At 36.9% G+C, this 21,425-nt stretch carries 20 protein-coding genes; 5 read left to right on the top strand and 15 right to left on the bottom strand.

What is annotated here, in order from left to right; genetic code table 11:
- Window positions 1-58: 58 nt before the first annotated feature.
- The 4 genes from NAG76_10595 to yyaC all read right to left on the bottom strand — a co-directional run bounded on the left by NAG76_10595 (window position 59) and on the right by yyaC (window position 4,466).
- Window positions 59-1,750: a diguanylate cyclase gene (locus NAG76_10595; GenBank protein ID URN96636.1), complete on the bottom strand. Its 1,692-nt coding sequence runs from the start codon at window positions 1,748-1,750 to the stop codon at window positions 59-61.
- A 103-nt stretch (window positions 1,751-1,853) separates the two neighbouring features.
- Window positions 1,854-3,053, bottom strand: coding sequence for an SAM-dependent methyltransferase (locus tag NAG76_10590; protein URN96635.1), 1,200 nt, complete (start codon window positions 3,051-3,053; stop codon window positions 1,854-1,856).
- Window positions 3,054-3,085: 32 nt separating this feature from the next.
- Entirely contained in the window at window positions 3,086-3,913 is an 828-nt protein-coding gene (locus tag NAG76_10585) for an alpha/beta hydrolase (GenBank protein ID URN96634.1), read from the bottom strand.
- A 4-nt stretch (window positions 3,914-3,917) separates the two neighbouring features.
- Window positions 3,918-4,466: a spore protease YyaC gene (gene yyaC, locus NAG76_10580; protein URN96633.1), complete on the bottom strand. Its 549-nt coding sequence runs from the start codon at window positions 4,464-4,466 to the stop codon at window positions 3,918-3,920.
- Window positions 4,467-4,645: 179 nt separating this feature from the next.
- Here yyaC and NAG76_10575 point away from each other — a divergent pair, with 179 nt between their 5' ends.
- On the top strand, window positions 4,646-4,867 hold the full coding sequence (locus tag NAG76_10575) for a DUF1128 domain-containing protein (protein ID URN96813.1): 222 nt from the start codon (window positions 4,646-4,648) through the stop codon (window positions 4,865-4,867).
- 136 nt (window positions 4,868-5,003) lie between these two features.
- Here NAG76_10575 and NAG76_10570 read toward each other — a convergent pair whose 3' ends face one another.
- From NAG76_10570 to NAG76_10535, 8 genes are all read right to left on the bottom strand, one after another.
- Window positions 5,004-6,113: a spore germination protein gene (locus NAG76_10570; GenBank protein ID URN96632.1), complete on the bottom strand. Its 1,110-nt coding sequence runs from the start codon at window positions 6,111-6,113 to the stop codon at window positions 5,004-5,006.
- Window positions 6,114-6,138: 25 nt separating this feature from the next.
- A complete protein-coding gene (locus NAG76_10565; GenBank protein ID URN96631.1) occupies window positions 6,139-6,372 on the bottom strand; it encodes a hypothetical protein in 234 nt (77 codons plus the stop codon).
- A gap of 8 nt (window positions 6,373-6,380) precedes the next feature.
- Window positions 6,381-7,580 carry a Ger(x)C family spore germination protein gene (locus NAG76_10560; protein URN96630.1) on the bottom strand — a complete coding sequence of 400 codons (1,200 nt, stop codon included), beginning with the start codon at window positions 7,578-7,580 and terminating at the stop codon, window positions 6,381-6,383.
- Window positions 7,581-7,596: 16 nt separating this feature from the next.
- Window positions 7,597-9,132, bottom strand: coding sequence for a spore germination protein (locus NAG76_10555; protein ID URN96629.1), 1,536 nt, complete (start codon window positions 9,130-9,132; stop codon window positions 7,597-7,599).
- A 220-nt stretch (window positions 9,133-9,352) separates the two neighbouring features.
- Window positions 9,353-9,787: a hypothetical protein gene (locus tag NAG76_10550; GenBank protein URN96628.1), complete on the bottom strand. Its 435-nt coding sequence runs from the start codon at window positions 9,785-9,787 to the stop codon at window positions 9,353-9,355.
- Between the two features lie 221 nt (window positions 9,788-10,008).
- Window positions 10,009-11,574, bottom strand: coding sequence for a UDP-glucose--hexose-1-phosphate uridylyltransferase (locus NAG76_10545; protein ID URN96627.1), 1,566 nt, complete (start codon window positions 11,572-11,574; stop codon window positions 10,009-10,011).
- Between the two features lie 30 nt (window positions 11,575-11,604).
- The gene (gene galE, locus NAG76_10540) at window positions 11,605-12,591 is read right to left on the bottom strand and encodes a UDP-glucose 4-epimerase GalE (protein ID URN96626.1); all 987 of its coding nucleotides are present in this window, start codon (window positions 12,589-12,591) and stop codon (window positions 11,605-11,607) included.
- Between the two features lie 333 nt (window positions 12,592-12,924).
- The gene (locus tag NAG76_10535; GenBank protein URN96625.1) at window positions 12,925-14,097 is read right to left on the bottom strand and encodes a galactokinase; all 1,173 of its coding nucleotides are present in this window, start codon (window positions 14,095-14,097) and stop codon (window positions 12,925-12,927) included.
- 162 nt (window positions 14,098-14,259) lie between these two features.
- On the opposite strand from NAG76_10535, the gene NAG76_10530 reads away from it, so the two are divergent.
- Entirely contained in the window at window positions 14,260-15,183 is a 924-nt protein-coding gene (locus tag NAG76_10530; protein URN96624.1) for a helix-turn-helix domain-containing protein, read from the top strand.
- A gap of 29 nt (window positions 15,184-15,212) precedes the next feature.
- The gene (locus NAG76_10525; GenBank protein ID URN96623.1) at window positions 15,213-16,439 is read left to right on the top strand and encodes an FAD-binding oxidoreductase; all 1,227 of its coding nucleotides are present in this window, start codon (window positions 15,213-15,215) and stop codon (window positions 16,437-16,439) included.
- Window positions 16,440-16,780: 341 nt separating this feature from the next.
- Here NAG76_10525 and NAG76_10520 read toward each other — a convergent pair whose 3' ends face one another.
- Window positions 16,781-17,293 (bottom strand): hypothetical protein, encoded by a 513-nt coding sequence (locus NAG76_10520; GenBank protein URN96622.1) that lies wholly within the window; start codon window positions 17,291-17,293, stop codon window positions 16,781-16,783.
- Between the two features lie 251 nt (window positions 17,294-17,544).
- On the opposite strand from NAG76_10520, the gene NAG76_10515 reads away from it, so the two are divergent.
- Complete coding sequence (locus NAG76_10515; protein ID URN96621.1) at window positions 17,545-18,714, top strand: magnesium transporter CorA family protein; 1,170 nt, start codon at window positions 17,545-17,547, stop codon at window positions 18,712-18,714.
- Window positions 18,715-18,771: 57 nt separating this feature from the next.
- On the opposite strand, the gene NAG76_10510 is transcribed toward NAG76_10515, so the two are convergent.
- On the bottom strand, window positions 18,772-19,743 hold the full coding sequence (locus NAG76_10510; GenBank protein ID URN96620.1) for a Gfo/Idh/MocA family oxidoreductase: 972 nt from the start codon (window positions 19,741-19,743) through the stop codon (window positions 18,772-18,774).
- Between the two features lie 176 nt (window positions 19,744-19,919).
- Here NAG76_10510 and NAG76_10505 point away from each other — a divergent pair, with 176 nt between their 5' ends.
- Window positions 19,920-20,738, top strand: coding sequence for a lipase family protein (locus tag NAG76_10505; protein ID URN96619.1), 819 nt, complete (start codon window positions 19,920-19,922; stop codon window positions 20,736-20,738).
- Here NAG76_10505 and NAG76_10500 read toward each other — a convergent pair.
- Window positions 20,735-21,379 (bottom strand): hemolysin III family protein, encoded by a 645-nt coding sequence (locus NAG76_10500; protein ID URN96618.1) that lies wholly within the window; start codon window positions 21,377-21,379, stop codon window positions 20,735-20,737. The two genes, NAG76_10505 and NAG76_10500, sit on opposite strands and share 4 nt — an antisense overlap.
- Between the last annotated feature and the right edge of the window lie 46 nt (window positions 21,380-21,425).

Raw genomic sequence — 21,425 nt, 5'->3', positions numbered from 1 at the left:
TCTTCTTTGCCTAGTAATGTCTATAGGTCGTTATACATAATGTATAACGACCTATTATCTAGATAGCAAAACTACGATTAACGATCAAATTACGACCCTTATATTTTGCTTCATATAATGCTGTATCGGCCAAACTCATTATCTCATGTAATAGAACTTTAGAATCAGTAATTTGGAATTGTTTATAATCTTCAATTGTAACAACCCCTACACTTATCGTTACTGAAATCTCATCGTTCACTTCCTCAATCCATATGCGATTGTTCTCTATTTCATTTTTGATATCTTCCGCTTTTTGTTGTGCTTCAATTCTAGATAATTGCGGTAAATATATAATAAATTCTTCGCCACCATAACGAGCCAATATATCTTGTTTACGTATTGTTTCATTTACTTTACGTGCAGTTTGAACAAGAACCGTATCTCCATTCAAATGGCCGTAAGCATCATTTATTAATTTGAAATAATCTATATCGATAATGATGATTGTGAAAGGTACTTTGTTCGTAATATTACGTGGTAATTCATATTCTAAAAACTGCATAAGGTATCTACGATTATAACATTCCGTAAGCACATCTGTAATTGCAATCTTTTCCAACTTCTTATTCGCTTCATACAATTTTTCTTGAGTTTTAATTAATTCTGAATTTCTCTGTTGAAGTAATGTATTTTGTCTCTTCGTACTCTCTGCTAATTTTTTGATCTCAGTCACTTCTTGCATGGTGAACATATAACCCATTAACTTCGATCTTTGGTTCAATATCGGAGTAGATTGTACTTGGAAATAGCTTTCTGTTGGCTTTTTTGTATAGATCTCAAAGTCTAACTTATAAAATGGATCATTTTTCCGAAGAATAAATTGTTTCTCGATCTTACTCCAGTCCATTTCAGGAATATGTTCTTGGATGCGCTGCATATCGAAATAGTTTCCAATTCGTAATGGAATAATGGCATGAACATGTTTGTTCATCTCAACGATAAAATTATCTCTATCTAACACAAGAATTCCAACCGACATCGTATTCATTACATCACGATGTGCTAAATCAATAATATCTAATACATTTATTCTATTCAACTGAAAAGTCATATAAAAAGCAGCACACATCATCCCAATCGATAAAACTGGAAAATATGAACTAAACCAAGTCATATTGATAATATTAATAAAAAGGTCTATAATGCCGAACAACATTAATAGTCCAAGTCCATTGATAGCGAATTTACTAAGTTTACGCGTCACACTTCGATGTGCTGATCTAATATAGGACAGTACTAGCAAAAATAAAGAAGTTATGACATAAATGAACATTTGCCCAATAACAAGACCGAAATACTTTCCATAGGAAAATACTTTATCTGAGCGTCCATCTTGATATAACGTTAGAAAAAGTTCATTAGGGTTTACTAAAATAAATACAATAGCACATACGCATGGGAGTAATAATAACTTAAAAGTGAAGGTTTTGAAGAAGGAGCTCTTATTCATAATATATAATGTCAGTACAAAAGAACCTAGACCTGTTAATGATAATGCTACATAGGAGGATTGTATGAACAAAAATTTATATGGCAAGTATGGGGTAGTGTGCGCAGCAAATTGCAATAATGCCCAATGCATAAATGCAAGATGCAACGCTAAATACACCCGATGAAGGATAGACATTGTTTTCGTAAATATTAGAAAAACTAGTAAGGCTAATAAGACTAGAAAAACACCAAAATCGATTAGCATCGTGATTCCCATCAATCTCACCCACTTAAGTATCCAACTTATTCCACTATAGCAAAATATCCATAAAACTACAATTACATTAACAGTTCTTTTTACAAATACAAGAGACTAAAGACTAGTTTTGTAATGGTAAATGAGACTTAAGTATTCTCTCTAAACTGTGCTCAACAGCTAGAAATTGCTTAAACTGTTGGTATTGATCCCATTTTTGTTCATTAAAACTTAGGACATCCGTTCTAACTGCACGGATTAATAAATTTTTGGGAGTATGTTCAGGATCAATAAATTCTAGCATTTGTACACGATAACCAATACTTTCAAGCAACTGACCACGAATTCCATCCGTCGCTAGACTTGCAAATCGTTCCTTCAACAATCCTTGACCCAGTAAAGGTGTAAGGATGTCATTGCTTACTTGTGGGAATAACTCATGTTGGCAGCATGGAACTGACATAATAACTGAAGCTCCCCAATTGACCGCTTTCCCGATTGCTGCATCTGTCGCCGTATCACAAGCATGAAGCGTAACAACCATATCCACTTGAGATAATCCTTCATAATCAGCAATATCACCAACCAAGAACGATAACGACTTATAATCCAACCTTTGTGCAAGATCATTACATAATTGTATAACATCACTTTTAAGATCTAGTCCGATAATTTCAATATTCCGCTGTTGTTCCACACTTAGATAATGATAAAGGGCGAATGTTAGATACGATTTTCCACATCCAAAATCAACAATTTTCAACGTACGATCTGTCGGTAAATAGTCCAGTACATCCTCAACCATTTCAAGAAAACGATTGATTTGGCGGAACTTATCTTGCTTTTTGGCATGAACTCGCCCATCAACTGTCATAATTCCTAATTCAACTAGAAACGTGATTGGTGTCCCCTCTTCAAGCACACGGCGCTTTTGGCGGTTATGTTGTTGGATAATTTGCTCGGGAACTTGCTCTTCATTACGTTTTCTTTTAATAGAAAGCTGACCTTTTTTATTAGTTAGAATATGAAGATGCGTCGATTTCTCTTTAATAAGAGTTTGTTTATATTGATCTTGAATAAGCGGAAGTAACGTTTCTGCTGCGTCTGTAGCAGGTACATTTTGGTGCAACACCTTATTGCTATAATATGATTCAAACTGATAAAATAAACCTTCTTTTAATTGAACTGGTCGCATAACAATTTTGTTAGCGATTTGTTCACCCTTCGTTTTTGGCGAACTGAGAATCGCTTGATAAAGCGTACCTGCTGTTAACCATGGTTGAAGTTCATTTTGTAATGCTACTAACTGGTTGTCTTCTTTCACTTGTTGTATATCTCCTTCCAAATCATGTTCCATTAGTCTATAAACTGTTCGATAATTGAAGCAAGTTGCACTGGCGTCTCAAGCATCCCCATATGCCCCGATTCAGCTATAATATGGCAAGTTGTATGTTCATTACTTCCTGTGAAAGTTCCTTCTGATGTTACAATTCTATCTTTCCCACCCGATACCAACAATACAGGGATCGATGTATTTCTAATTATATCCGTTCTATCTAATCTTTGTTGCATTCCTCTAGCATAGCCAATAACACCATTTGCTGATGCAAGCTGGCCGATACTTTGAGCGTAATCTAATAAACTAGATTGCTCTTCAGGTTCTGCAAATAATTTCACGACTAGTCCCGATACAAAGGATGCAACCCCTTGTTCTTGCACGGTGATAATAGCAGTTTCCCGATTAGCTCTTGCTTGTTCACTATCAGGCAAAGCTGTAGAATGAAGCAGTCCAAAAGAACGTAGATAGGTTGGATTACGTTCAGCTACGGCTAAGGTAATATATCCACCTAGTGAGTGTCCAAACAAATGAACATTGTTGATTCCTATATTCATGATCCATTCATCTATCCAAGACGCCGCAAGTTCCATCGTATAACTACTTTGTTCACTAGTTGTCGATTGTCCATGCCCTATAAGATCGGGCACAACAATCCGGTATTGATCACTTAACAGTGGGATAAGCTTTGAGAAGTATGCTGAACTTCCACAATACCCATGCAAAAGTACGATCGTTGTTACCTCTTGGTCTGCATGTGGTGCAGAATCGTAATAGCAAATAGTTTCACCAGTTAATAAAGTATACTCATTACTAGCAAGTGTAAATAACGAATTTTGATCTTTCATAACGCTATCTCTCCTTATCCAATGCCCAAGTCTCGATTACTGCTTGTCTTAACGTAGCAACCATCCCTAATACAGTAAATAGCGATGTATTTTGAATTTTCCAATAGGCTTTTGGTCCGTTTTCATTAATAACTGCGGCAATACTATAATGTCCAACTGGTGGTAATCTTCTTCCAGTTGCTGCCCCTGGTTGAATCGATCCTTCTTTAATGATAAATGTTCCAACGCTTTTTTCATTACCGAGACAAGCATCGATTGCAATGACTAATTTATGTGATGGAAGTTGTTGAAGCGCTTGTTCTACCTTATAAGCGTCACATGGCTCAGCTAACGTACCGATTACGTATGGGAATGATAACTGTTGTAATACCGTTCCCATAATTGGTCCAAATGCATCTCCGGTTGAGCGATCTGTACCGATACATACAAATACAATATCATCTTTCTGTAAACCTTTCTTTGCGATAGGCTGCAAGTCTTGCAAGACTTGTGTATAGATAGATTGTTGTATAGCAATCGGTTCGGTCAAAAGTTGCTCCATTAGTTGCTGCATGTAAAATTCCTTTCTATATCAAGTGAACGCTCTTATAATAATAAATTTCAACGTACAGTTATTGTAGCGAATTTTCTAGATCAGTTCAATTTGTTACGTCTCGAATAACAAATCATGTTACAATAATGAATAGAAATTAGATGAAACTGTATTTATTTTAGATAGGGGTGTAAAAAATGGTGGATTTACAACAAGCATCAATGGAAAACATGGTTATTATGATCGAAGAGATTAAAACCAAATTAAAAATGGCATCTGCAGCAGCCATGCAAGCTTCAAGTTATGATTTGAATAAATATGAAGATATTAAGGACATATATGAAGTCATCACTTCCAAAGATAAATTCAGTATCAGCGAAGTAGAAGCAATTGTATCAGAATTAGGAAAACTACGTAACTAGCACACAAAACAATTTTTCCTAGGAAAATAATACCCTATAAGATAGCCACTTCTTTTTGTAGTGTATCATCTTATAGGGTATTTAAGTTACTTATTAAATTCAATTCGAATGTGATATGAAGTGAATTTTCATCGTCTTATTTGCTATCACTTTTTATTAATTGGCGCTTTAAGATTGCTACTAGCAACAGAGATATGGGGATAATAACCCCAATAACAAACACAAGAACGATCCAATCTGAAGAGTTGAAATCATTCTCAAATATAGAATTCGGGAAAATATCAGTTGAGACTACGAGTAATAAGAAACTCAATGGCAATAAAATCGAACGTTGATTTTTCAGTTTAGCAATGTTGATGAGTCCTGAAACCGATGCATAAAAATATACAGATATTTTTGCAAATATAGTAATCATCCATATGCCGGCTCCGACCACTTCAACTCTCTGCAAAAAATTACCTATGCTGATTTTTCGAGCTAGATGATATACAGGGAATTCTTGTAAAGATACGACATTTGCACCAATCACAAGAATTGTAAGTGCAACGATAATGACAGAAATGATACTTCCGATCAAAACTGCCTTCAAAAAAGCTCTTTGTTTAATAGCAGGAAATTGTAAACCCTTTTTGTGGAACATGAGAAATACAACGAGTGGCATAAAGGATATACTTAGTACCGAAAGTACAGCTAACACAAGATTTTTGGCCTCGAATTCCATCATGGGCTGTACATTTTTTAGATCAATTTGAGGCACTACAAAGATAACCATTAATAAAAAAAGTAACATAAACCATGGAAAAAATAACTCCATCATTCTAGCTAACGTATCAAAACCACTTCCAATCGCGTAAACAAGCAAAATAACAAATAACAGATTTACAAATAAAATTGGAGTTTCTGGCATAATTATCGTATTAATGAACCTTCCTACATCGAACAAAGACATTGCAGCTGCTAAAAATGAAAATATGACAAACATTATAGATATCGTTCTCCCAAGCCATACACCAAGTAACGATTCGCAAAGCTCGATAAACGTCTTTTCTGGATATATAGAACTTATCGTATTATATAGTAACACTAGGAGCAGCCCGGGACCTATGGCAATAATAGGCGCAAGCCAAGCATCTTGTCCAAGTAGCTCTGCCAACCCTGCGGGTGCAATTAATACAGTTGTTCCAACTGTAAAAAGGATGACCAGAATTTGAAATTGACGAACATCGATTGGTGCATGTCGCTGCATAATATTCTCACCTTTCTTACTTCTATTAATACAACATTTTAATCAAGTTGCTTAATGGTCTACAGAGCCAACTAACGAAGTATAAAGGAGTTGGAATACCCAACTTCATCACTTTAGCTATACTCAGTACAACGGCTACACTTAGCAACGATATATTCATTGCAACTCCTTTAATATTGCGCTCCTTTATTAATTTCGGTACATCAACGCGATATAATATTGCTCCTATAACAAGAATGCTGACTATTTTAATTAACATAAAAGAAATCACTCCTTTATTTTTTCTAAGAACGATCTCTTTGATCGACCTGTTCCGATTAATTTAATAGTTACTGAAGTATTTATAGGGTATGTTTCCATACGTTCATTCCAATCCTCTTTCAGTGTCTTCCAAGCTTTAGGATCTGACCGATGAATAGCTGCCCCTAAGCCTACAAAATCACTTTGCATTTCAAAGGACTTATTAAGTGTTTTTTTTATATTTGCTTCAATGACCTCAGCTGCAAGTTTTTCTAACTCATGGATAGAGCTCGGATCTGTCAAATCAATTTGACATTGAACCTCTCCTATACTACCTACTGCAATAATATTTATATCTAAATATTTGGAATTATCTTTAGTTCTTACTTGCATATGACTGCTAGCACCATTAATTTCGACGGAAAAATTACCGTCCTCCCGAGGACAAGTGACTGCTCCTACCGAACTTTTCACCTTTGAAACTAGATAGTTATAACCTCTGCTTTCTTCTTCATTCAGCCATCCGATAAGTTTATCTTTCCAGAAAACCGCCATTCCCCCATATTTCAATCGTGCATATGGTTCAGATATTTCAGCATTTGACTTCTTATCAGCTTTACTTGGGTCTCCCATGTAACTTATTCCGGTAATGACAGGGGCTTTTCCCTCGCTCATCAAATCAGATATCAATTCGTCGATTTTTACAGTGCTAGTTGCCGCCCAAGATTTGCTAGACATTTCAAGTGAGGTGAACATTTTATTCGCAGGTATTTTTTCAATCGGTGTTAATCCTTTTAGTATCTCTTTTGCTGTAGTCTTTCTTGCAATTGCAATATAAAAATCTTCACGAAACTCATGATCTCTAGTAAGAAATTCGATTGTGGTACCAATGCCCTCGGTTCGTGCAGTTTCTTCACCTATTAAAAACATACGCAAATGAGAAAAATAGATTTTACGAGCGGCGATACTTGACATTTCTCTAACCGCGTCAAAAATCGTTTTCCCCTTTCCCACGTATAAAGTGACAGGCGTATGTCCACTTCCTTTTTTTGCTGCGATTTCACTCGGATCAACAACCTGCACCGATACGAGATATCCTTCTTCAAGCTTGTCAACACCCATTCCTACGGCGATTACCATATCGTTTATTTCTCGTCTGTTCCAGCAACCACTCAATACGATCATCATTGAAAAAGTAATGGCCAATAATAAAAGTTTTTTCAACATATTTGCCCACTCCAATTCATTTCTTCTTCTGTTTTGAGCCTATCGAATTCGGTCGAAGCGAAAGTCCAACTTTGGGTAAGCGTAGTAAGCTATCTTTCTGATCACTCAAATTAAAAGGTGTGAACGGAGACATATAAGGAACACCAAAAGATTTCAAGCTACATAAGTGTACGAGTAAAATCCCAACTCCAATAAAAATTCCATACAAACCTACGGCGGCGGCAAGTCCTATAAAAGGAAACCTTAATATTCGTACAGCTATTCCCATATTATATGCAGGCAATACAAAGGAGCATATTGCAGTAATTGAGACAACAATTACCATACTAGGCGAAATAAGACCTGCTTCTACTGCAGCTTGACCAATGACTAGTGCACCAACTATTGAGACCGCTTGACCGATCGCTTTAGGCATTCTAATTCCCGCCTCCCGTAAAATCTCAAAAGTTGTCTCCATAATTAATACTTCGACAAACGCAGGAAATGGAACCCCTTCTCTACCTGCTGCGATACTGATTATGAGTGGAGTAGGTAACATCTCTTGATGAAAGGTAGAAATCGCGATATAAATGGACGGTCCAAGTAAGGCTATAAAGAACGATAACACACGCAATAGTCGCAGCAAGCCAAAATCTGCCCGCTGATAGTAATCTTCAGACGCTTGGAAATATTCAATGAAAAGTGATGGTACTATTAAAACGAATGGAGTGCCATCTACTAATATTGCAACACGTCCTTCCATTAGTCCTGCAGCTATTACGTCAGGTCGTTCTGTATTGTACATCGTAGGAAATGGAGTCAACGTTTTTTCTTCGATTAACTGTTCGATGATACCACTTTCCAAAACACCAATAATATCAATCCCATCTAATCTTCTATTTACTTCTTCAACAACTTGTTCATCAGCAATTCCTTTAACATACATAATGGCGACATTTGTTCGAGATACGGACCCTAAAGTTTTGGACTGCAACCACAGACTCGGATTCTTTATTTTCCTTCTGATCATTGCTGTGTTCGTCCTCAAATTCTCAGTAAATGCCTCTCGTGGTCCCCGAACGATAGCCTGATCCTCAGGTGGTTGTACACTACGTTGTTCCCAGCCTGCCGTACCTGCTTTAAGAGCTCGGCTACTATGCTCTAAGAGGATTACCGTATCTCCATTTAGTAGAGAGAGTGTGATCTCTTGATAGCTGTTAACTTCATCTATTTGGGCTATTGAAATTACATATTCTTTTACAGTTTTAAATAGTTCATCACCAGTAGAATCATTTTGGTTTTCCATTTTCGAAAAATCTGTTGTAAGTGGTCTAATAATAAAATCTTGCACCATCGTCGTGTCCGCCAGACCATCTATATAAACAATAGTCGCGCACTTCTTAGATTCAGTACCAAGCCATATTTCCCTTATCATCAAATCCGTACTTTGCCCCAAAGAATTCTTAATTTGTTGTACAGTTTGCTCCATGTCTTTTGATAGTACTTCTTCCATTAATTCTTCTTGGGCTTCAGCTATATTTCCAGAGTCAGTTTCCTTATCTTTTATGTACATCTTAGAGAACCAACCCTCTTTCTGATGATTGCATATGCATAGTCTTACCATCTGTAGTAAATCTATTACAGAATTTTGGTTACTGCTATTCTAAGGATTTATAACTCATCGAAAATATAAATACCCTAGAGCGTAGACGTTTTCCGTCCACACTCTAGGGTATAGTTTTAAGTATTCTACTTAAAAAAATGCGATATTTATATTATACTTATACATTATATTACGCTTCAGAACTTCCGTTTTCAGTAACAATGATTGAAAACTTTACATCGACTTCTTTCGGTTCACCGCGTAAGAAGAACGCAATTCTTTCTAACTTATCTGCTAGTTCAGTACCTGAAAGTTTTGTGTTCAGATGGAAGTTAAAATGATCGCTTGGTGTATTGAATCCATTACCGTTATAATTTCTCCAGATGCCATCTGCACCTAATCGTTGCGTATCTGGTTGCGGATAAAATTTATCTGACTTATTCACAACACGCTCGTAAATACGCAATTTTTTAAGTAGCATATAATACTGCGCAGAATGCTTGAAGTTCCACGTTTCACGAATATCTTTGAGCGTGTAATCCATTTTCCAACGTTTAAGCTTTTCAACCTGATCATCAGAATCAAGTTTTAGAAATTCATCTAGTGGTAACATCTTTTCAGCCATTACAACCCCTCCATCCTTAACTTTTATGTACTTCATTGGATGCGACTTCTTGTAAATAAAAGTAACATCGAAAGCTCAAGCCTAGCCATTTATACTAAAATTAACTATGAAATTTCATAATTACATAAAAAATACCATATCCCATATATAATTACAACAAAAAAATTCCCATTTGTTAGAAACAAATGGGAATTTTTTTAATAATTTATCACTTTAACACATTATTGTTGAAATCCTAAAGACTGAATGAACGTTTTGAACGCTAATTGACCAGCTTCTGTACGTTTATATACACCTGCATCATGCAATACAGCTAGGAATTTTTCACCTGTTTGTGATTGTACTAATGCATTAGCTTCGGCAACAGATAAGCTAGTACCATGCTGCTCTGCTAGTTCAACAATCCACTGGGAATGTTTATGAAGAGCATGTTCTTCACTTTGTGTAGCTTCAATAGCAGAGGCGTTATTATTACTTAATAACTCTGCAATTTGAGCAAGTTCTTCTTTCAAACGACCAGGTAATACTGCAAGTCCCATCACTTCAATTAGCCCAATATTTTCTTTCTTAATATGATGCAAATGTTGATGTGGATGGAAGATACCGTCTGGATACTCTTCACTTGTACGGTTATTACGAAGTACAAGATCAAGCTCATACTCACCATTGTCTAATAAACGTGCAATTGGTGTAATTGTATTATGAGGTATAGCATCAGAGAATGCAAAGATATCCGCCGATGGATCACTGTATGCTCTCCACTCATCCAGAATTGTAGCAGCTAACTGCTTTATTTCTTCTTTCGAACTACTTTGCAGACGGATTACCGACATTGGCCATTGAACAATTCCAAGTTTCACATTCGGGTACTTCTCAGAAGTAAAGCTTGAATCCATTGGCGCTGTTTCCATAGGGAAGACATGTTTTCCAGCTTGGAAATGGTCATGAGATAGAATAGATCCGCCAACGATTGGAAGATCTGCATTCGATCCAATAAAGTAATGTGGGTATTGTTCTACAAAATCAAGCAAACGTGCCATTGAACTATGAGATACAACCATTGGCTCATGAACACCTTTAAATACGATACTATGCTCATTGTAGTACACATATGGCGAATATTGAATATGCCATTGTTCCTCTTGCAAAACAATTGGAATCGTTCTTAGATTTTGTCTAGCAGGATGATTAACACGTCCCGCGTAGTTAACATTTTCCGCACATAACAAACATTTAGGATATTTTGCAGGTGGTAATGTTTTCATCAAAGCAATTTCTTTAGGATCTTTTTCTGGCTTAGACAAGTTAACAGTAATTTGTAAATCGCCATAATTAGTCGGATGTAACCAACTTGGGTTTTTCGCGATACGATCCATACGAATATAATTGCTATCAATGCTTAATTTATAAAACATGTCTGTTGCTGCAGAAATCCCTTTTTCTTCAGCAAGTTTATGAAAAATACTAATAAGTTCTGACGGACGAGGCATTAACAATCCCATGATCTTTGCATCAAGTAAATCACGATATGTTAATGACTCTTCAGCAATTAAGCCAATTTCAAAGCCATAATCAAGTAAACCTTCCAATACCTCTACAGGAGAAGTTAATTGTTCTGAAGGAACAACACCCTCATATGGCTCATCAAATTTGAAAAGATCTAATAATGCATTTCTTGCATAATCTATATCTGCTGTTTGAATCATTTGCTGTTGATGAGCAAACTGGACTAAACGTTCAATTTGTAATAATGCTTGCTCTGCAGATGTAATAGTTTGTGTTGTCATAACGACATTCCTTCCTGCTGTGCAATAATGTTACTCGTTATATCCGTTTGGATGATTAACATGCCAACTCCAAGCGCTTGCGATAATATCTTTCAAGTTACTACGGTCAGGACTCCAACCAAGTTCCTCACGTGCACGAGTTGATGAAGCAACGAGAACCGCAGGGTCACCTGCACGACGTTGTTCCATAACAACTGGAATTTCACGACCAGTTACTTCACGAGCAATATCAATAACTTCTTTAACTGAGAAGCCATGGCTACTACCAAGATTATATACAGCGCTGTCAGATCCTTTACGCAATGCATCTACTGCACGTAAATGAGCATCTGCTAGATCACTTACATGGATATAGTCACGGATACATGTACCATCTTCAGTTGCATAGTCATCGCCGAATACAGAAATATGTGGTCTCTTACCTAGTGCGGCTTCAAGTACGATTGGAATAAGATGAGTTTCAGGATCATGTGCTTCACCAATTTTTCCACTATCATGTGCACCAGCAGCATTAAAGTAGCGAAGTGAAATATATTTTACGCCATACGCAACGTCAAACCATTTCATCATTTTTTCCATAGCTAACTTAGTTTCACCATATGCATTTGTCGGAGTAGTACGATCATACTCATCGATAGGTACACTTTCAGGCTCGCCATAAGTTGCTGCTGTAGAAGAGAATACGATTTTCTTAACATTGTATTCATTCATCTTTTCAAGTAAGCAAAGTGTTCCAAATACGTTGTTGTTATAATATTTACCTGGGTTTTTCATGCTCTCACCAACTAGAGAGTTAGCTGCAAAGTGAATAACCGCATCAATTTCATTTTCAGTAAAAACTTTATCTAGAACATCATTATCACGAAGATCGCCAACGTAGAGCTTACCGCCTAGAAGTGCCTCTTTGTGACCTTGTTGTAAATTATCAAGAATGATGATTTCTTCTCCACGCTCATGCAAAGCTGCAACCGTATGAGAACCAATATAACCCGCGCCACCTGTAACTAGAACTGCCATGTTATCATCTCCTAAAATTTGTTTACTTCTTGATATAGCATCTTGCTATTAAAAATACATCGGAAGCATATTGCTTTTTTGTGTACTGATTAATTTCAGAACAGCGATAACAGCGTTATCTAAGTTCGCTGTTGAACTAACTTTTTAGAACTAACTTACAATGAAGGTTCAAAAAGTGGGCTTTCAGATTCGAGAAGATGACCCACAGCGAAAACGAGTAGCACAGCGTACGTAATTGGTACGTGAGCACACGCAGGCTTTCGATGGGGGACATATTCGATGTCGAATACGCTACATTAGCATAGTCATCGATATCAAAATCCGCTTTTTGAACTACCCTAGTTGCTCTACGCCGTTGCCGATTGTGCACACATAGAAGTCAGCTACCAACCCAGTCTCAGCTGTATATTCGCTACCCACTTGCTCTTTGAATAGCTCAACAGAATCTTCATGAACAAGGGAAACCGTGCATCCACCGAAGCCAGCACCTGTCATACGAGCACCTAATACGCCTGGTACTTTACGAGCAGCTGCGACAAGTGAATCAAGTTCATGACCAGTTACTTCATACAAATCACGAAGTGAATCATGAGAACCGTTCATTAGTTGACCAAATAGAACAAGATCATTTGCTTTTAATGCTGTCATCGATTGAAGTACACGATCAATCTCTTCTACAACATGTTGCGCACGTTTCATTACAATTTCATCCTTAATTAGATGTTTCGAAGCATTGAACTGCTCAATGTTTAATTGACCAAGCAATGTTAATTCTGGATAGTCAACACGTAAATCTTGAACAGCTTGCTCACATTGTGCACGACGTTCGTTATATGCAGAATCCACTAGACCACGACGTTTATTCGTATTTCCAATCACTAATTTATATTCACCTGAGTTAAACGGTACAAGATCATATTCAAGCGTATCGCACATAAGTAGAATCGCATGATCTTTTTTACCATTAGCTACTGCAAATTGATCCATAATACCGCATTGTACACCATTGAATTCATTTTCTGATTTTTGAGACATTAGAGCAATCTTCACAGTGTCAACCGGTTGATTTTCTAATGTTAACAAAGCAAAAGCAGTCACTACTTCAATCGAAGCAGAAGAAGAAAGTCCAGCACCATTAGGAATTTCACCATGGAATAGAAGATCATAACCAGAACCGAACACGACACCCGTTTGATGGATTTCATTAACAATTCCTTTAGGATAGTTCATCCAATCATCTGCTTCATCGAAAACAACGCTTTCGATACTTAATACTTTTGTTTCTTCAAAGTTTGTAGATGCAAGACCTAGACCTTTATCTTCACGTTTACGTACAAGTAATGTTGTTCCAAAAGTTAAGGCAGCTGGGAAAACATAACCACCATTATAATCTGTATGTTCACCAATTAAGTTAACGCGACCTGGAGCGTGGAATACTTTAATATCATCATTAGAAGTTCCGAAGCGTTGCAAAAATTGTTCTTTAAGTTGTTGAATATTTGCCATTGTTATCACATTCCTTTTTCATCAAATTTGTTAAGTGATATTGCATTCAGTATATAGTAGTTTCAATACTAACAAAATGGTGGTAAGTGAAATCTATATGGATTAATGTGACTTTTGTACTTATTACATGATAAACTAAAACAAGAAAGGATAGGTGAATTTATGGAGAATCCCTCTCATGAACTGCTGAAGTCAAACCAACATTACGCAGACGATGAATCTACGAAAGAATCGTATCGTGTAGCTTCTAATCCTAATATGACAGAACCTAACAAACAATGGCTTCATGTGTTGTTTGCAGGTGAAAGTCATACGAAACCTAATCATCGACTTGGTCCAAAAGTATATGACTTTTATCTCATGCATGTGGTCCTATCAGGTAGTGGAAGCTTTACTACAGAGCATAAGCGTTACGAATTACATGCAGGGGATACCTTTCTTATTCGCCCTAATGAATTAATTTCCTATGAATCCGACAATCATGATCCTTGGCACTATCGCTGGGTCGCTTTTCGTGGTGAGCAAGTAGAACATCTCATAACGTTGGCTGGCTTCGTATCTGGTCGTGAAGTAATGACTAGCGTTCCACTTGAACCAGTAGGGAGCTATTATCAAGATATATTAGAAGCGTTCCGCTTCAACCACCCTACTTCATCCATATACGCCTCTGGTTTACTTCATATGATCATGACTGAATATGGCAGGGCACAACAACCTTCAGATTATTACTTGCATCGACAACATGCGAATGAACATCAGTTGCATAACCAAATGGTCCATTACTTAACAACTCAATATACACATCCAGTCTCCATTGAACATATGGCAGAAGCACTTGGATACAATCGAGCTTATCTTTCCCGTATATTCAAACAAAAAATCGGCGTTACTCCTAGTACTTTTTTGTTACAGTTACGACTAGATAATGCAAGGAGAATGCTTAGAGAAAGAACAGAATTAACGATTGAGCAAGTTTCTGCTTCGGTAGGTATTCAAGATGCTCTATACTTCTCAAAACAATTCAAAAAACTTTACCATCAATCTCCTACTTCATATCGCAAACATATCATTGAGCGAATGAAATAATGGATATACTAAGTTCCGAGGTGAATATTATGAAGGAGCTTCATACCGGGAATTATTATTGGAATACGTTTCATACTAAAAAAACAGAATGGTCAACATTAAATAAAGACTTAACAACAAAGGTACTTATCGTTGGCGGTGGTATGTCAGGCCTGTTAATGGCTTATATGCTTCATGAACAAGGTATCGATTTTATACTTCTCGAAGGAGATCAGATTGCTGAAGGTAGTTCATTAGCTAGTACAGGTTTATTACAATATTGCAATGATATTATGTTAAGTGAGTTACGAAGTGCCATAGGTCGTGAAAAGGCAGATACATTTTATCGATATTGTTATCGAGCGTTAGACCAGTTAAAGCATATCGCTTCAAATCTTCAAAAACATGTTGGTGATGCACACTTCCGTTCACGGACAAGTATGCAATTTAGTTCTACTGATGAGGACATCATTAAATTACAACAAGAATATGAAGCTTTGCTAAGTTTGGAATTGCCATGTGAGTTATGGGGAAGTCATCAAATAGAGCAACAATTCCCTTTCTCAAAAGGTACTGGATTAGTGACACATGGCGATGCCGAAGTTAATCCTCATCTATTTGTGTTAAGTCTTGCACAATACTTAACGGAAGAGGGCTGTCATTTGTATGAGAAATCATTAGTTAGTGATCATGAACGCTTATCTAATGGCTCCTATCGAATTACCGTTAATAATAACTATATAGTGCAGTCTGAATACATCGTTTATGCCATTGGTTATCAGCCTGAACAACTCCACCAAAAGCTCTTTCAACCGATATTGAATCGTTCTTATGTTATTGTATCAAACCCTGTTGACGATCTATCGAGTTGGTATGAAAAATATATGCTTTGGGAAACTGCTCGTCCTTATTTGTATTTGCGAACGACGGTAGACAATAGAATTATTGTTGGTGGACTGGATGAAACTATTCAAACTCCCAATCATAATGTCGCATCTGTAGAAGCACTTAATGATAAATTGTTAGATGAGTTACGCAAACTATTTCCGGAATATGATCTCCAGATTGACTATAGTTGGAATGCCACATTTGCAGAAACTGCTGATCAACTTCCTTATCTCGGTGTAGATCCTGATGATCAGCACATTATGTATATCCTTGGTTATGGCGGAAACGGCACTGTCTCAAGTATGCTCGGAGCAGAATTATTAACGAACATGATTTGTGGGTCGGGGGCGATGGATGATCTAGCAGATATTGTGAAGCTCGACCGTTAGAGGTAGTTCAAAAAGAGGACTTTGATAACGATGACTTGGCTAACGTAGTTTAGTCGACATTGAATATGAAGCGAACTAGGGAAGTAAAGTAAAGGCTTCCGATGTATGTTTCTTGCAGAAACATTGTAGGTACGCGTGTACCGATTACGTACACTTGCGTTTCCTCTTTCCGCAAGTAGCGCTCCATCTTCTCGGTTCTGAAAGCCCGCTTTATGAACTTTCATTGAAATTAGGTAGTTCAAAACCTTCATTTGAATTAGTTAGTTCCAACTGCAAGCTTTGATAACGATGATCGACTTCGTCGTATATTCGACATCGAATATACGACGAACTTGGCTTAACTATAGATTATTCAATATTTGCACTGCATTCGTATCGGGAATCCAGTCGTCATTGTCTGAGAAAGACATGTACAAACTATCAAACAATGAGCTTTCGACAGCTTCATTGTTAATACATAATAAAAACTGCCCCTGTCGTAATGCATGCAAACAAGTACTAGCTACACTTTCATTCAGACCATAGGCAAGCAGTGCTTCCATACCATGCTGCTCATTAGAGTCACCAACGATTACACCCGGCATCCCATTCACTGGTATTTGCATTGAAGCTTGTGAAACAAAAAATGGAGTAATAAAGATATTTTCGTTATCACTATCTCCATTTGAATTAGCAGATGCAATTTCAGAAAGCAGATCAATGTGAATCGATGTCTCTGCATTGAGTAGTTTGCTATGTTCCAAATCCTTCACCAAAATTTTTAGACGATCTTTCGCAAATCCATTAGCCTCTAGTTTTTGCAGTGCTTCTGCTACCTCATGCTGACTTTGAAACAATAATACTTGACTAATCAAAGTAAAAAACCTCCTAAAACTTTTTATTAACTATCTAATATGCTTCTTGCAAATAAAAAGTAGCATCGAAAGCATAGGCCTAACTTTTTATTAACTACTATTCCCCAAAGAGGAAACAATCACTCAAAATGTCGAAACTTTAGAGATTTATTCTAAGATTGTATATTTTGTTCGATTAGGTTGTGTAGGACTTATCATTACGTTATGATGTAATTTAGAGAAGATCTATATAGAAGGGGGAGGCAGATCATTTGATCCATCGAAATCTTCGTTATATGACGGGCTGGGAATGGCATGTTCTGCAGCTTCAACATAAACCATTAACTCATGAGCCTCAAATTAAATTTGAGTCTAATAAAATAAAAGAAGACAAACGCTTTTCTGGTGAAAAATATGAATTAATGCGAACACATCCTGATGTATCCCAGTGGATCGAATCAAGTTATGATCGGATCACTAACAATATCGTTATGCAACATGTTGAAAATCATGGAGTTGTTGTTCATGGTACGATACTTATTCAGTTGTCTGAGGATACGAAAGATATTGCTCCTTTTCACTTCTGGTTATCTTCTAATAAATTGATTACGATGCAAACAGATACAAGAATTCCACTACGATTACAAAACTTAGATCATCTTCCTCTCTATGAACAGTGTCATAGTGCCCCTGAGGCTTTCTTTTGTATGATTGGTATTCTACTTGAAAGCTTAGATATTGGCTTAGACCAATTCGAAGAACGATTAGGGCAATTAGAATTGGATATGCGTGAACGAAACCGTAAAGATTTATTAGATGATATTATTGAACGAAGATATGAACTTCTACATTACAGCCATTTATATTTACCTATTCGTGAGGTAGAAGGATTAGCAAAAGAAGCTTTCCTAGATACACTTACTGCTTCAGCTAGCTATATCCGAATACAGCATCGATTTAACCGCATTGATAGTTTATTAAAGCACTATGCTATGGAAATTGATACCCTCATCTCCGTTGATGATGCTCTTTCTAATTTTAGAGGAAATGAGATCATTAGAACCTTAACTATTTTTACTGTTATTTGCTTACCTATTACGTTATTTGGAGCTATTTGGGGTAGCAATTTTATATGGTTACCATTCAAAAATGAACCTCTTGGTTTTCTATATACATTAGGTGCAATCTTAATTATTACCAGTTTTATATACTTCCTACTATGGAAACGTGGTTGGACAGGTGATATTCTTATGCATCGCAAAAAAAGCAAGCAACTTTCTAAGCTAAGCATAAATATACTTAAACCGTTAGAACTAGAGGAGTTTTCTCAACTACCTTCTCGGAAATCGCGTAATAAAAAAGAAAAGAACCTTGGAAACTTGGAATCAGTTGTTACCGAATATGCCAATGATAAGCCATTACCTTCTAGGAAACTTCGATAGATGAACAAAAGGGTCAATCTAAACGACTTTAGATTGACCCTTTTTATACATTCTACATTAGACTAATTTGATCACTTGACCAGTTGAAGCAGACTCATTTGCAGCCATAGTTACTTGGTGAGTGCGATATGCATCACTATAATTAGAACGAATAAGTGAAACATCACCTGTACGAACAGCGTGTAAAAATGCTATAGCTTCGTTCTCATAGGGATTACTTTGATTGTGATACACCGTTGTTGATGCTGTAGTAATATCTTTCACGCCACCATGACCTATTTCTAATTTACCAGCATTTGTATAAATATGTAGACCACTCTCGTGACCTGCAGGAACAATACATGTATTACTAATCGTTGCGATTGTACCATTACTCAACTTCAATGTTACAGTGCCGGCATCTGCTACATTTGCCTTAGAATCCTGTTTAGATAAAATCCCTTCACTATAAGCTGCATAGACTTCCGTTACCTCACCTACAAGATAACGTAATAAATCAACGATATGCGTCGTTTGTTCCACAAATTGACCACCAGAAAGTTCTTGTCTACGCCACCATGTACCGCCTGGAGCATCACCCATCCAATATCCTAGTGATACCGCAATATTTCGTTCAGCAAGTAACTGCTTAGCTTTTAGTGCACTGTCCATATATCTAAAATGATAACCAACTGATGTAATTAATTGTTTGTCTTCGATCTGCTGGAGCAATTGCTTTGGTAGGCCTGCTTCAGATGAAAGAGGTTTTTCTACTAGGAAAGGAATATTCCGCTCGATCAATGATTGCTCAAAATGTCCATGTGCAAATGGCGGAGTACATATGTATACAGCATCTAATTCACCTGCATCAAGCATATCATCTACATTGTCGTATCCCTTCGCATCGTTAAAGTTACTAGCGAATTGATCAGCTTTCTTTTGAGAACTGCCTGCTATTGCAGTAACTTTTACACCTTCTTGTCCATATAATAAATGCGCGTGTTTATCAGCAAACCAACCAGTACCGATGATACCTACGTTTAATGACATATTAAATTCCTCCCGAACATAGTTTTAATCTTTTCGTACTCAATATTACCTCTATGTGTTCATATATTATCACTTTGTCTGAATGTTGTGTATTCTTTTGTCTGTGCAGTTACCCATTGTTACCTCCTTACATACTATAAAGAATACTTACTCCTTAGAATCGGAGGTAATTAAATATGAGTAGACTACAGCTACAAGCACAAGTGCAAGAGCCTGATCTACCAAGCGCATTATTTCTTGCAGCCATTTGCGGACAAACACATGTGCAATTTACAAACAAAGAAACAGGACTCTTTGTTATTCCTGATGAATACAGACTCGTTGGGGCGATCAGTACATCAGATATGGGAATTGAAAATGATCGTTATGGTTTTATCATCACTTCTAAGCGATATTCTATTTTAGCATTTCGTGGTACGAGTACTGCCTTGGACTGGGCCTATGACTTTAAAGCACAACAAATGGAGTTTACACCAACAAAAAATGTCGGCAATACCCATAAAGGATTTACCGACATTTATTTAGCTCTTCGTGAGCAAATATTTCGAATGTTAACTTTACTGCAACCCGAATTACCACTGTTCATTACTGGGCATAGTCTAGGCGGAGCGTTAGCGACACTAGCAGCCATTGATATTGCTACTAATTCTAACTTTAACAGCCCAATCGTTTATACATTTGGTGCACCTAGAGTTGGAGATCCTACATTTGTTAAATCTTATAACTCTACAGTTCCCATTCACTGGAGAATACAGAACAAATTCGATATCGTTCCACATTTACCTACACTAGTCTATCATTCACCACAAACTGAGGAAACTTATTTCTATCTACATGTGAAAGGCGAAGTTCAACGTACATTCCGACAAGGCTCAGTAGCGTCCAATCATCTGCTATCGAGTTATTTCCATAATTTATCCGAAGATATGCCTCAAATCGCTTCAGCTATTTGTGCATCACCACTAGGTTTCTGTCCTAATGTTGAAATAACTTAAGCCGGTAAAATATATAGGAAAATTGCAAAGAAATGGACAATCGAACCAGCAAGTACAAATAGATGCCATACTGCATGATGATAAGGAAAGCTACGCCACATGTAAAACACAGTTCCTACAGTGTATAGAATCCCGCCTACGACCAATAAAGTGATTCCTTCAGCTGCTAAATTAGCAGTTAGTGGCTTCCAAGCAAAAACGATACACCAACCCATTAATATATAAAGAATGGTAGAGGTAAATAAGAAACGATTAGCGAACATTGATTTGAACACGATACCTACTACCGTAATTCCCCATACAACTCCAAATAGCACCCAACCAAGAGTCCCTTGGACCGTATGAAACAAGATGGGAGTATACGTACCCGCAATGAAAATATATATGCATGAATGATCTAATGATTCAAACACTCTCTTTGCCTTTCCTTCTGGGAAGCTGTGTACTAGCGTAGATGCTATATATAATAGCAGCATGGATGAACCATAAATCGAAAAACTTACTACGTGCAAAGCCGTTCCCTTCAACGCAGCAAACACAATTAAAATAACTAATGCTGCGATGCTCAATAATGCACCAATTCCGTGAGTTATTGCATTAGCAATTTCTTCACCTTTCGAATAGGTATGCGTATTAGCCAATTTTCCACCCCTAAACTCTTCACTACCTATTCGTTATCCTTCACTT

The organism is Candidatus Pristimantibacillus lignocellulolyticus (genome assembly GCA_023639215.1).
GTDB classification, from domain to species: Bacteria; Bacillota; Bacilli; order Paenibacillales; family Paenibacillaceae; genus Pristimantibacillus; species Pristimantibacillus lignocellulolyticus.
This window is presented reverse-complemented; position numbering and strand designations above follow the sequence as displayed.

Excerpts from the sequence above, each read along its gene's own strand:
- NAG76_10595 (URN96636.1), bottom strand. The coding sequence starts at position 1,750 with ATGGGAATCACGATGCTAATCGATTTTGGTGTTTTTCTAGTCTTATTA.
- NAG76_10585 (URN96634.1), bottom strand. The coding sequence starts at position 3,913 with ATGAAAGATCAAAATTCGTTATTTACACTTGCTAGTAATGAGTATACT.
- yyaC (URN96633.1), bottom strand. The coding sequence starts at position 4,466 with ATGCAGCAACTAATGGAGCAACTTTTGACCGAACCGATTGCTATACAA.
- NAG76_10570 (URN96632.1), bottom strand. The coding sequence starts at position 6,113 with ATGCAGCGACATGCACCAATCGATGTTCGTCAATTTCAAATTCTGGTC.
- NAG76_10565 (URN96631.1), bottom strand. The coding sequence starts at position 6,372 with ATGTTAATTAAAATAGTCAGCATTCTTGTTATAGGAGCAATATTATAT.
- NAG76_10560 (URN96630.1), bottom strand. The coding sequence starts at position 7,580 with ATGTTGAAAAAACTTTTATTATTGGCCATTACTTTTTCAATGATGATC.
- NAG76_10555 (URN96629.1), bottom strand. The coding sequence starts at position 9,132 with ATGTACATAAAAGATAAGGAAACTGACTCTGGAAATATAGCTGAAGCC.
- NAG76_10550 (URN96628.1), bottom strand. The coding sequence starts at position 9,787 with ATGGCTGAAAAGATGTTACCACTAGATGAATTTCTAAAACTTGATTCT.
- NAG76_10545 (URN96627.1), bottom strand. The coding sequence starts at position 11,574 with ATGACAACACAAACTATTACATCTGCAGAGCAAGCATTATTACAAATT.
- galE (URN96626.1), bottom strand. The coding sequence starts at position 12,591 with ATGGCAGTTCTAGTTACAGGTGGCGCGGGTTATATTGGTTCTCATACG.
- NAG76_10535 (URN96625.1), bottom strand. The coding sequence starts at position 14,097 with ATGGCAAATATTCAACAACTTAAAGAACAATTTTTGCAACGCTTCGGA.
- NAG76_10530 (URN96624.1), top strand. The coding sequence starts at position 14,260 with ATGGAGAATCCCTCTCATGAACTGCTGAAGTCAAACCAACATTACGCA.
- NAG76_10525 (URN96623.1), top strand. The coding sequence starts at position 15,213 with ATGAAGGAGCTTCATACCGGGAATTATTATTGGAATACGTTTCATACT.
- NAG76_10510 (URN96620.1), bottom strand. The coding sequence starts at position 19,743 with ATGTCATTAAACGTAGGTATCATCGGTACTGGTTGGTTTGCTGATAAA.
- NAG76_10505 (URN96619.1), top strand. The coding sequence starts at position 19,920 with ATGAGTAGACTACAGCTACAAGCACAAGTGCAAGAGCCTGATCTACCA.